This window comes from Streptomyces smyrnaeus, from assembly GCF_017676345.1.
Classification (GTDB): Bacteria; Actinomycetota; Actinomycetes; order Streptomycetales; family Streptomycetaceae; genus Streptomyces; species Streptomyces smyrnaeus.
In genome coordinates this window covers 252516-265511 of record NZ_JAFFZM010000012.1, presented here as the reverse complement: position 1 = coordinate 265511, position 12996 = coordinate 252516, and the positions used below count along the sequence as shown (strand labels likewise).

The 12996-nt window shown below is 73.7% G+C and carries 2 protein-coding genes; both read right to left on the bottom strand.

Annotated elements, in window-relative coordinates; genetic code table 11:
* A partial coding sequence (locus JW613_RS21055; protein WP_209212385.1) for a type I polyketide synthase occupies window positions 1-6246 on the bottom strand: 6246 nt, incomplete at its 3' end.
* Between the two features lie 19 nt (window positions 6247-6265).
* Window positions 6266-12988, bottom strand: a complete 6723-nt coding sequence (locus tag JW613_RS21050; RefSeq protein WP_209212384.1) for a type I polyketide synthase — start codon at window positions 12986-12988, stop codon at window positions 6266-6268.
* Window positions 12989-12996 lie beyond the last annotated feature (8 nt).

The window sequence follows — 12996 nt, the reverse complement described above, 5'->3', positions numbered from 1 at the left end:
TGCGAGGCCGCGCTGACGCGAGAACTCCACGAAGGTGTTCGGGGTCGCCATGACAGTGACGCCACCGGCCAACGCCAGTTCGCACTCGCCCTGGCGCAGCGCCTGGGCCGCCAGATGCATCGCGACCAGCGACGACGAACACGCCGTGTCCACCGTCATCGCGGGCCCCTCCAGGCCGAAGGAGTACGAGACGCGGCCCGAGGCGATGCTCGGGGCGCTGCCGGGCATCAGGCGTCCCTCGACGCCCTGTGGCGTGCGGCCGAGGAAGCGGGAGCCGTAGTCGTCGTACATCACGCCCGTGTAGACGCCCGTGCGGCTGCCCCGCAGCGTGGCGGGGTCGAGCCCGGCGGACTCGAAGGTCTGCCAGGTGGTCTCCAGCAGCAGCCGCTGCTGCGGGTCCATGGCCAGCGCCTCACGCGGCGCGATGCCGAAGAAGTCGGCGTCGAACAGGTCGGCGTCGTGGAGGAAGCCGCCCTCCTCGGTGTAGCTGTGCCCGGCGCGGTCCGGGTCCGGGTCGAAGAGGTCCGCGAGGTCCCAGCCGCGCCCTGTCGGGAAGGTGCCGATCGCGTCGCCGCCCTCGGTCACCAGCCGCCACAGTTCCTCGGGCGAGGTCACGCCGCCCGGGTACCGGCAGGCCATGCCGACGAGGGCGATCGGCTCGTCCGTCGCAGGGCCCGCAGCGGCGGCGGAAGCCGGTGCCGGGAGCCGGCGACCGGTGGCCGTCGCATCGCCGAGTGCCTTGTCGCGCAGCAGGCGGATCAGCGCTTCGGGGGTCGGGTGGTCGAAGACGACGGTGGTGGGCAGGTCGACGCCGGTCTCGGCCTTGAGACGGTTGCGGAGTTCGAGCGCGGTCAGGGAGTCGAACCCGAGGTCCTGGAAGGCGCGGCTCAGATCGAGGGTGTCCGGGGAGGGGTGGGAGAGGACGGCGGCGAGCTGTTCGCGTACGAGTGCTGCGACGGTGCGGTCCTGTTCGGATGCGGACTGTTCCGCGAGGCGCTGCTGCCAACTCGCCGTTGCCGGGGCTGCGGCCGTCTGCCGTTTCACCGCGCGGACCTTGCTCCGCAGGACGGGTGCCAGTGTCGCGGCATCCGCCTGGGCGCGGAGCGCCGCACGGTCGAAGCGTACGGGCAGCAGCGTCGGCCGGTGCGTGGCGAGGGACAGGTCGAGCAGGGCGAGCGCCTGGTCGCCGGGGAGCGGTGCGACGCCGGTACGGGCGATGCGCGCGAGGTCGGTCGCGGTCAGCTCGCTGGTCATGCCGCCGGGTGTCTCCCACAGTCCCCAGGCCAGCGACGTGGCGGGCAGGCCGAGTGCTCGTCGGTGTTCGGCGAGGGCGTCGAGGAAGGCGTTGGCCGCCGCGTAGTTGGCCTGCCCGGCGCTGCCGAGCACGGCGGCGGCCGAGGAGAACAGCACGAACGCCGCGAGGTCCAGCCCGCGCTGCCGGATCTGCGTGTGCAGTTCCCAGGCGGCGTCGAGCTTGGGCGCCAGTACGGCGTCGAGCCGCTCGGCGGTGAGGGAGCTGAGGATCCCGTCGTCGACGAGCCCGGCAGCGTGGACGACGGCCGTCAGCGGGTGCGCGTCCGGTACGGAGTCGAGCAGGTCGGTGAGGGCGCGGGGGTCGGTCACATCGCAGCGGGCGTGCCGGATGTCCGCGCCGAGTGCGGTGAGTTCGGCCTCCAACTCGGCGCTGCCGGCCGCCTCTCCTCCCCTCCGGCCGACCAGCAGCAGTCGGCGGGCTCCGTGCGCGGTGACGAAGTGGCGGGCGACGAGCCGGCCCAGCTCGCCGGTGCCGCCCGTGATCAGGACGGTGCCGTCCGGGTCGAGTGCGGGCGGCGCTTCGGTCCCGGGTTCCGTGGTCGCCGTTGCCAGCCTCGGGACGCGCGGTTCTCCCGCCCGTACGGCGCACTCCGTCTCGGCGGCGGCCTCGACCGCCGCGAGCGCGGGGCGCAGGGCACGGTGGGAGGTCTCCTCCCCGTCCAGGTCCAGCAGCAGGATCCGGCCGGGGTGCTCGGCCTGTGCCGCGCGGGTCAGCCCCCACAGGGGTGCTGCCGCCAGATCGGCCGACGGGTCGCCGGGGTCGGCGGCCACCGCGTTCCGTGTGACGACGACGAGCCGGGAGTCGGCCAGGTCGTCCGCGGCCAGGAAGTCCTGGAGGAGGGCCAGCAGTTGGTGCGCGGCAGTCCGTACCCGTGCGGGTACCGCGTCGACGGGTTCGGCGTCGGTCCCGGTCGGGCAGGGCGCGAGGATCAGGTCGGGGACGGCGGCTCCGTCCGCGACCGCCTCCCGTAGCGCGGCCAGATCCGGGTGCGCGGGGGCCTCGGCCGGGCCGTCGGCCAGGTCGCCGCCGAACACTTGCTGCCCGGCGTCGTGCGCGAGGACGGCGTACGTGGCGGCGTCCGGTCGCTGACCCTCCGCGAGCCGCAGCGGCTGCCAGTCGACGCGGTGCAGGGAGCGGGTCAGGGTGTCGTCGGCTGCCGCCCGGTCGGCGCGCCACCGCTCGGTGGGGATCCGGCGCAGGCCGAGGGAGCGGATGGTGGCCACCGGGGTGCCCGCCGTGTCGGACAGGGTGAGTGCGATCTCGTCCTGTGCGCGCCGCTCGATGCGGACGCGCAGGCGCGTGTGCGGTCCGGCGGTGTGCAGGCGCACACCGCTGAAGGAGAAGGGGAGCCGCACGGTGCCGTCGGCCTCCGGATCGTTCCGGTACAGCTCGTCCACTGCGTGCAGTGCGCTGTCGAGGAGCGCCGGGTGCAGGGCGCAGCCGTCGGCGGCGTCGTGCTGGTCGGCGGGCAGGCGTACGTCCGCGAACAGGGTCTCGTCGTGCCGCCAGGCGGCGTGGACGCCCCGGAAGGCGGGGCCGTACCGATAACCCTGCTCGGCGAGTTCGGCGTACAGCTCGTCGGCGTCGATCGCCACGGCGTGCGCGGGCGGTTGCTCGTGACCCGCCGCGCCGGGGCCCCCAGAACTGGAGCCGGAGCCGGGTTCGGCGAGGGTTCCGGCGGCGTGTCGGCGCCAGGCGCGGGCGGATGCTCCGTCTGCCTCGGGCGTGTGGCCCTCGTCGTCGTCGGCGTCGGCGTCGGCGTCGGCCTGTGCCGGGCGTGCGTAGACGGTGATCTGGCGGCGTCCGCTGCCGGTCCCGTCGGCCGGTGCGACGGCCACCTGGAGGTCCACTGCGCCGGTGGCGGGGAGCAGGAGCGGGGTCTCCAGCGTGAGGTCCTCGACCAGGGTGTGACCGGTGTGGGCTGCGGCCGTCAGGGCGAGTTCCAGGAAGGCCGTGCCGGGCAGCGGCACGCTGTCGGCGATGGCGTGGTCGGTGAGCCAGCCGTGCGTACGCGGGGAGATACGGCCGGTCAGCAGCAGCCCGCCGTCCGCCGCATCGAGGGCGGAGGGCAGCAGCGGATGCCCTGTCCCACGCAGTCCGGAGGCGCTACCGACGGCCGGGTCGGGCACGGGGCGCCAGTACCGGCTCCGCTGGAACCGGTACGTGGGCAGGGCGACGCGTCCGGCACCGGGCGGCAGCGCGGCGGAGAAGTCGGCCGTGCCGCCGTGCACATGCGTCGCGGCGAGCGCGTCGAGCAGGGTGTGCCGTTCGTCGTGGCCGGAGCGCAGCACCGCTGCGCACGACGCGCGCGGCCCGCCCGGTTGTTCACCGTTCCCACCGTTCCCACCGCTCCCGCCGTTCCCGTCGGCCTCCTCCGCCAGGCACGCCTCGGTCATGGCGGTCAGGACGGGGGCCGGGCCCAGCTCCAGGAAGCGGGTGACGCCCTCGGCGCGCAGTGTGCGCACGCCGTCGAGGAACCGTACGGGCTGCCGCACGTGCCGCACCCAGTACTCGGGGTCGGCGAGCTCCTCGGGTTCGGCGACGCGTCCGGTGACGTCGGAGACGACGGGGATGCGCGGCGGCGCGTAGGAAAGGCCCTGGGCGACACGGCGGAACGCGTCCAGCATGGGATCGAGGCGGGGCGAGTGGAAGGCGTGGCTGACCCGCAGCCGCTTGGTCCTGTGCCCCGACTCGCGCAACGGCCCCGCGATGGCCTCGACGGCGTCCTCGTCACCGGAGACGACGACCGAGGAGGGGCCGTTGACGGCGGCGAGCGTGGCGCGGCCGTCGGAGCGCGCGAGCTGCGCGAGCACCTGCTCCTCGGGGGCCTCGACGGCGACCATCGCTCCGCCCGGCGGCAGCTCCTGCATCAGCCTGCCACGCGCTGCGACGAGCGTGCAGGCGTCGGACAGCGACAGGACGCCCGCGATGTGGGCGGCGACGATCTCCCCGACGGAGTGGCCGATCAGCCGGCCCGGCACGACCCCGAAGGATGCGACGAGGCGGTGGAGGGCGACCTCCAGTGCGAACAGCGCGGCTTGTGTCACGCCTGTCCGATCCAGCTCGCCTCGTCCGTCGTCGGTGAGGACCAGTTCGCGCAGTGAGCGGCCGAGCAGCGGGTCCAGCACTGCGCATGTCTCGTCGAAGGCCTGCCTGAACACGTCGTAGGTCTCGTACAGCTGCCGTCCCATGCCGGGGCGCTGGCTGCCCTGGCCGGTGAACAGGAACGCGGTCTCCCCGGAGGCGGCAGGACCCGGGGCGACGGTGAGCCCGGGGTGGTCCCGGCCCGCGGCGAGCGCGTCGAGCGCTTCCGTGAGCCGGTGCCGGCTGTCGCCGAGCAGCACGGCACGGTGCTCGAAGACCGTGCGGGTTCTCGCCAGCGACCAGGCGACACCGGCCGACGCCTGCGACGGGTGCGTGGCCAGGTGTGCCGCGAGCGCCTCGGCCTGTGCCCGGAGCGCGGCGCCGCTGCGGCCGGACAGCACCCAGGGGACCGGCGCGGCGAACTCGTCCTCCTCCGAGTCGCGTTCACCCTGCTGCGCGGAGTGTTCGGGCTCGGGTGACTGCTCCAGGATGAGGTGCGCGTTGGTCCCGGAGATGCCGAACGAGGAGACGCCAGCCCGGCGCACCCGTTCCCCCCGCGGCCAGGGCACGGCCTGCCCCAGCAGCCGTACGGCACCCGAGTCCCAGTCGACGTGCGGTGTGGGTTCGTCGGCGTTGCGGGTCGGCGGCAGCATCCCGTGCCGCAGGGCCATGACGGTCTTGATGACTCCTGCGACGCCCGCGGCGCCCTGGGTGTGCCCGATGTTGGACTTGACGGAACCCAGCCACAGCGGCCGGTCGGCGGGCCGGTCCTGGCCGTACGTCGCCAGCAGCGACGCGGCCTCGATGGGGTCACCGAGGCGGGTACCCGTGCCGTGCGCCTCGACGGCGTCGATCTCCGCCGGTGTCAGACGGGCGCTCTCCAGCGCCTGTCGGATGACCCGCTGCTGGGAGGGGCCGTTGGGCGCGGTGAGGCCGTTGCTGGCGCCGTCCTGGTTGACGGCGGAGCCGCGCACGACCGCGAGGACGCGGTGACCGTTGCGGCGCGCGTCCGACAGGCGCTCCAGCAGGACCAGGCCGACGCCTTCGGAGAAGGCGGTGCCGTCGGCGTCGGCGCCGAACGGCTTGCACCGCCCGTCGGCTGCCAGGCCGCGCTGTCGGGAGAACTCGGTGAACACATTGGGCAGCGGCATCACCGTCACGCCGCCTGCCAGCGCGAGCGTGCACTCGCCCTGGCGCAGGGCGTGGCAGGCCAGGTGGATGGCGACCAGCGAGGAGGAGCAGGCGGTGTCGACGGTGACGGCGGGCCCTTCCAGGCCGAGGGTGTAGGCGATCCGTCCGGACAGCACGCTGGGCGCGTTCCCGGTGACCAGGTAGCCCTCGGCGGCGCTGTCCATGTGCGGGGTGCCGAAGCCGGGCAGCGCCGCACCCGTGTAGACCCCCGTGCGGGTGCCCTTCACCGATACGGGGTCGATCCCGGCGCGCTCCAGCGCCTCCCAGGCGACCTCCAGCAGCAGGCGTTGCTGCGGATCGAGGGCGAGGGCCTCGCGGTGGCTGATGCCGAAGAACTCCGGGTCGAACCCGGCCGCGTCGTAGAGGAAGCCGCCCCGGCGTGCATAGCTGGTGCCGGGGTGGTCCGGGTCCGGGTGGAAGAGCCGGTCCAGGTCCCAGCCGCGGTCCTCGGGAAAGGCGCCCATGGCGTCCCGCCCCGAGGCGACCAGGTCCCACAGCTCCTCCGGCGTGCGCACCGCGCCCGGGTAGCGGCAGGCCATGTCCACCACGGCCACCGGCTCCTGGTGCCGCTCCTCCGCCTGCCGCAGACGCCTGCGGGTGTCGTGGAGCTCGGCGGCGACACGCCGGAGGTAGTCGACCAGCTTCTCCTCATTCACGGTTGGTGGTCACCGCCTTTCACACGCCCAGTTCGTTGTCGATGAAGTCGAGGATCTGGCCGGCGTCCGCGCTCTCCAGCCGCTCCGCCGCGCTGCCCTCGTCGTCGGTGCCCGTGCCGGTGCCGGTTCGGGCGGCGTTTCGGTCACCACTGCTGCTGCCGCTGCCACTGCCGCTGTTGCTGCCGTTGTTGTCGCCGTTGCTGCCGTTGTCCGGGCCCGGTCCCGTGCGCCCGGCCTTCCACTTGGCGAGCAGCGTCTCCAGCCGTGCGGTGACCGCCTCGGCGTCGAGTTGCGTACCGTCGGCGGCGGTCACGGCAGCCAGGGCGCTCTCCAACCGGGCCACCTCTTCGAGCAGAGGGGCGGTTCCATCGCTCGCGGTCCCCTTGCGGGAGCCGCCGTCGGCTTCCGGGGCCAACCGCTCGACGAGGTGTGCGGCCAGCAGCCCCGCCTCGGGGAAGTCGAAGATCAACGCTGCGTGCAGGCGCAGCCCGGTGGTGGCCGCGAGCCGGTTGCGCAGCTCGACGGCGGTCAGCGAGTCGAAGCCCAACTCCTTGAACGAGGCGTCGGCCGGCACGGCGCCGGTCCCGGTGTGGCCGAGCACCGTGGCGGCGTGGCCGCGCACCAGATCGAGCACGGTGCGGTGCCGCTCGTCGGCGGACTGCGGGGCGAGCCGCGCGGCCCAGTCGACGGGCTGCCCGCCGTCTCCTCCCGCCGCGGCGCGAGCCGTCCGCCGCGGTCCGGCCGTGGCGCGCCGCGCCGTGTGCGCGGCGTACTCGGCGGCGAGCTCCCGCAGCGGCGCGGGCACCGTGCCCGGCTGCTGGGCGGCGAGGGTGCGGGGGTCGAGCCGCAGCGCGAGCAGCGCGGGGCCGCCGTGCGCGCGTGCCGCGTCCAGCATCGCCAGGCCCTCGGTGGAGCTGTTGGCCTTGATGCCGTAACGGTCGATGCGCGCCAGGTCGGCGTCGCTCAGCCCGCCCGTGAGCCCGCTGGACTCGGCCCACAGCCCCCAGGCGAGGGACTGCCCCGCCAGTCCCTGGGCGCGGCGCCGTGCGGCGAGCGCGTCGCAGTAGGCGTTGGCTGCCGCGTAGTTGGCCTGCCCCGGGGTGCCCAGGGTGGAGGCGAAGGAGGAGAAGAGCAGGAACATGCCGAGCCGCATCCCGGCCGTGGCGGCGTGCAGATGGGCCGCCGCTGTGGCTTTGGCGCGCCAGACACCGGCCAGCTTTTCCGGGGTGAGCGCCGGGACGAGTGCGTTGTCGAGTGTGCCCGCGGCGTGGACCACTCCGGTCAGCGGGTGCGCGGGGTCGATGTCCGCGAGCACCGCGTCCAGCACGGCACGGTCACCGACATCGGCGGCCACGATGTCGACCTCGGCTCCCCACTTGCGTATGCGGGCCGCGAGTTCGTCGGCTCCGGGGGCTTCGGGACCGCGGCGGCCGAGCAGCAGGAGGCGGCGGGTGGCGCCGGTGCGCACGAGGTGTTCGGCCACCGCGCTGCCGATGGTCCCGGTGCCGCCGGTGACGAGTACGGTGCCGTCCGGGTCGAGCCGGGCCGGCAGATCGAGCGCCAGCTTGCCGGTGTGCCGGGCCTGACTCATGTGCCGTAGCGCCTCGCGTGCCCGCTCCAGCGGCCACGCCCGCACCGGCAGCGGCTCCAGGGCCGTTGCGGTGAACAGTTCCGCGAGGGTGCGCAGCATCCCCCCCAGCCGGTCGGGAGCCACGTCGGCGAGCAGGTCGAAGGCCTGGTACGAGGGGCCGGCCGGAGCGGCCCTGATGTCGGTCTTGCCCATCTCGATGAAGCGGCCGGTGTCGCCGAGCAGCCGGAGGGAGGCGTCGACGGCTTCGCCCGCCAGGCTGTTGAGCACGACGTCGACGGTCGGGAACACGGAAGCGAAGTGCACGTCACGGGAGGAGGCACGGTGGGCCGCGTCGATGCCCATGTCCTCCAGCACGCCGTGCTTGCCGGGGCTCGCCGTGGCGTACACCTCGGCGCCCAGGTGGCGGGCGATCCGCACGGCAGCCATGCCGACGGCCCCGGTCGCGGCGTGCACCAGTACCGACTCACCGGAGCGCAGCCCGGCCAGCTCGACGAGCGCGTACCAGGCGGTCAGATATGCGACGGGAGCCGTCGCCGCCTGCCGGAAGTCCCATCCGTCGGGTACGGGCACGAGAGTGCGGGCCTCGGCCACGGCGACCGGTCCGAAAGCGCCGTCGATCAGGCCTGTCACCCGGTCGCCCGGCGCCAGTTCGGTGACGCCGGGGCCGACCTCGGTCACGACGCCCGCACCCTCGCTGCCGGCGAAGACGGCGGTACCGGTCTCATCGGGGTACATCCCGAGCGCCAGCAGCGCGTCCCGGAAGTTCAGCCCGGCGGCCCGTACGTCCAGGCGTACCTGGCCGTGCTCCAGCGGCCGTTCGGCCTGTGGGCAGGGCAGGAGCGCAAGGTTCTCCAGGGTGTTGGCGGTGCCCGCGGTACCGAGCCGCCAGGTCCGCAGCTCCGGGTCCGGTACGAGTGGGGCGGGTTCGCCTGCTCGGGCGAGCCGGGGCACGAACACCTGGCCGTCGCGTACGGCGAGTTGCGGCTCGTCGGTTGCCAGGATCGGCCGAAGGGCCCGCAGTCCGGCAACGCCGACGGGTTCGGGATCGGGTTCTGGGTCGGGATCGGCAGGGTCGATGTCGAGCAGGACGATCCTGCCGGGGTTCTCCGCCTGCGCGCTACGTGCCAGCCCCCACAGCGCGGCGCCCACCGGGTCGGGTGCCTCCATGCCATCGGCGACGGCGACAGCGCCTCGAGTGACCAGCAGCAGCCGGGAGTCGGCGCACCGCTCCACCGCCAGCCAGTCCTGGATCATCTCCAGCGTCCGGGCGACGGTCACCGGCTCCTCGTCGCCCTCGCCGGGCTTCACCTCGGCCGCCACCACGGGCGGTACGGGGGCGCCCTCGTCCAGGGCACGCGCCAGCCCCGCCAGATCCGGGTGGTCGCCGGCCTCGCCCAGCACCACCCATGGGGCGCCGTCCGCGGCATCGGACGCGGCACCGGATGCGGCAAGGCCCGGTAGCGGGGACCAGTCCAGGGCGAACAGGTCCTCGGCACCGCGCGTCCCGGCGGCGGCCCGGAGCATCGCACTGCTGGACGGGCGCAGTACGACCGACTCGGCGCTCAGTACCGGTTCACCCGCCGTATCGGCCACCAGCACACGTACGCCGTCCTCCAGTCGACCGCCCAGCGGAGTGAGCCGGACGCGTGCGGCCGTGGCGCCCACCGCGTGCAGCACCACACCGCTCCAGACGAACGGCAGCCACACCTGCCCGTTGCCGATCCCGTTCGCCAGCAGGAGCGGCTGCATCGCGGCGTCGAGCAGCGCGGGATGCACCCCGTGGCCCTCGGGTGTGCCGGCGGACTCGGGCAGCGCCACCTCGGCGAGCACGTCCGTACCCTCCCGCCAGGCGGCTCGCAGCCCCTGGAACGACGGCCCGTAGGCGTACCCCTCGGCGGCGGCACGCTCGTAGAACCCCGCCACCGGCAGCGGCTCGGCACCCGCGGGGGGCCAGCTCCCGTTCAGCAGGCCCGGTGTGTCGGGCGTACCGGGGCGCAGCACACCTTCCGCGTGGCATGTCCAGCCGTTTGGGGCAGCGGTGTCCTCCTCGTCCTGGTCGAGGCGGGTGTACAGGCGCACGCCGCGGCCGCCGTCGTCCTCGGCGGGTTCCACCGCGACCTGGACGCGGAGCCCGCCGGACTCCGGGAGAACGACCGGCTCCTGCAAGGTGAACTCGGTCAGTTCGTGGCAGCCCGCAGCGTCCCCGGCGCGCAGCACCCACTCCACCAGCGCGGCGCCGGGCACCAGAACCGTGTCCAGCACCCGGTGCTCGGACAGCCAGGAGGATCCCGACGGCCCCGACGCCTGGCGCGGCAGCCGTCCCGTCAGCAGCAGTCCGCTGCCGTCGGCGGCCTCCACAGCGGCGCCCAGCAGGGGGTGCCCGGTCGTCTCCAGGCCCAGGTCACCGGCGTCCACCCCGATGCTCTCCCCCACCAGCCAGTAGCGCTGCCGCTGGAAGGCGTACGTCGGCAGGTCCACAAGGCGCGGTGCCGGGTCGGCGGGGAACCAGGGCGTCCAGTCGACCGGTGCCCCGGCGGTGAACGCCTCGGCCAGCGCGTGTCCCAGCTGCTCGCTGCCGCCCTGGTCGCGGCGGAGGGTGGGAACAGTGACGGCGGTGGCGTCGGCTTCCTCGAAGCACTCCTGCATGCCGGGAGTGAGTACCGGGTGCGGGCTCGCCTCGATGAAGATCCGGTGCCCGTCCTGGACGAGCGCGGCGATCGTGTCGGCGAACCGTACGGGTTCGCGCAGGTTGCTGATCCAGTACTCGGTGTCCAGTGCGGTGGTGTCGATACGGGCGCCCGCCACCGTCGAGAAGAAGGCGACGTCCGTGCCGACGGGTTCCACCCCGGACAGCAGGGACAGCAGCTCTTCGGTGATCTGGTCGACCTGCGGGCCGTGCGAGGCGTAGTCGACGTCGATCAGCCGGGCCCGCAACCCCTCCTCCTGGGCCTTCTCCACCATCAGCTCGACCTGTCGGGGCGGGCCCGAGATGACGGTGGACGAGGGCCCGTTGACGGCCGCGACCACCACATCGGCGTCGCGGGGCAGGAATTCCTCGGCCTGCTCCCGTCCGACGCCCAGGGAGGCCATCGCTCCGCCCCCGGCAAGCTGCCGCAGCGCCCGGCTGCGCAACGCCACGATCCGCGCACCGTCCTCCAACGACAACGCCCCCGCCACACAAGCGGCAGCGATCTCGCCCTGGCTGTGACCCACCACCGCCGCGGGCCGCACCCCGTACTCCGCCCACACCGCAGCCAGCGAAACCATCACCGCCCACAACACCGGCTGCACCACATCCACCCGGTCCAACGCGGACCCGTCCCCCCGCAACACCTGCGCCAAGGACCAGTCCACATGCGGCTTCAACGCCAGCTCACACTCCGCCAACCGCGCCGCGAAGGCAGGCGAGGAATCCAGCAGTTCAACGCCCATCCCCACCCACTGCGAACCCTGCCCCGGAAACACCAGCACCGGACCAGTTCCCCCGCCGACCGCCGACCCGCACACCAACCCCGGATACGGCTCACCCGACGCCAACGCCGCCAAGCCCGCCGTCAGCTCTTCCCGCTCCTCCCCCAGCACCACAGCCCGCTGCTCGAACACCGACCGCGTCCGCAGCAACGACCAGCCGATGTCCTCGGGCGCACCAGCTGTCTCCCGTATCCGGCCGGCCGCCTCCCGCAACGCCTCGGGGCTCCGGGCGGACAGCACCCACGGCACCGGGCCATGGTTCGTGCCCGCGGCGGAGGGGGCCACTCCTTCCGCCGCGGGGGCTTCTTCGACAATCACATGGGCGTTGGTCCCGGAGATGCCGAACGACGAGACGGCGGCCCTGCGCGGACGTTCGCCGCGCGGCCACTCCACCGGCTCGGTCAGCAGCCGCACCGCGCCCGACTCCCAGTCGACGTGCGGCGTCGGTTCTTCGATGTGCAGCGAGGCGGGCAGCAAGCCGTTCCGCAGCGCCATCACCATCTTGATCACGCCCGCGACTCCTGCGGTGGCGTGCATGTGCCCGATGTTGGTCTTGACCGACCCCAGCCACAGCGGCCGGTCGGCCGGCCGATCCTGGCCGTATGTGGCGAGCAGCGCACCTGCCTCGATCGGGTCTCCGAGCATCGTGCCGGTACCGTGCGCCTCGACGGCGTCCACGTCGGAGGTGCCGAGGCGGGCGTTGGAGAGCGCCTGCCGGATGACGCGTTCCTGTGCGGCATCGTTGGGCGCGGTGAGCCCGTTGCTGGCGCCGTCCTGGTTGATGGCGGAGCCCCGGAGCACCGCGAGCACCCGGTGACCGTTGCGGCGCGCGTCCGACAGCCGCTCCAGCAGCACCAGACCCACACCCTCCGAAAATCCCGTGCCGTCCGCCGAGGCGTCGAAGGCCTTGCAGCGTCCGTCCGGCGACAGCCCGCGTTGCCGCGAGAACTCCCGGAACATCAGCGGCGAGGACAGCACCAGCGCCCCGCCCGCCAGTGCCAGCGTGCAGTCGCCCTGCCGCAGCGACTGCGCCGCCAGATGCATCGCCACCAGCGACGAAGAGCAGGCCGTGTCCACGGTGACGGCCGGGCCCTCGAACCCGAACGTGTAGGCCACCCGGCCGGACAGCACGCTGGTGAGGCTGCCGGTGGTGGCGTGTCCCTCGTAGCCCTCGGGGATGCGTGGGAGCTGGGAGAGGTAGTCCTCGCTGGAGACCCCGGCGTAGATCCCGGTCCTGGTCCCGCGCAGGGTGTCCGGGTCGATCCCGGCCCGCTCCAGCAGCTCCCAGGAGACCTCCAGCAGCAGTCGCTGCTGCGGGTCCATCGCCAACGCCTCGCGCGGAGAGATCCCGAAGAACTCCGCGTCGAACTTGTCCGCGTCGGTGACGAAGCCGCCCTCGCGGACATAGCTGGTCCAGGGGGTGGCCGGGTCGGGGTCGTAGAGCTTCTCCAGATCCCAGCCGCGGTCCTGGGGGAACGGCCCGATCACGTCCCGGCCCTCGGCGACGAGCTGCCACAGCGCCTCGGGCGAGTCGGCGTCGCCGGGGAGCCGGCAGGCCATGCCGACGATCGCCACCGGCTCCTGATACCGCTCCTCGACCTCGCGGAGCCGCTGCCGGGTCGTGTGCAGATCGGCGGCGACACGCTTGAGGTAGTCGACCAGCTTCTCTTCATTCGCCATGGCGGGCC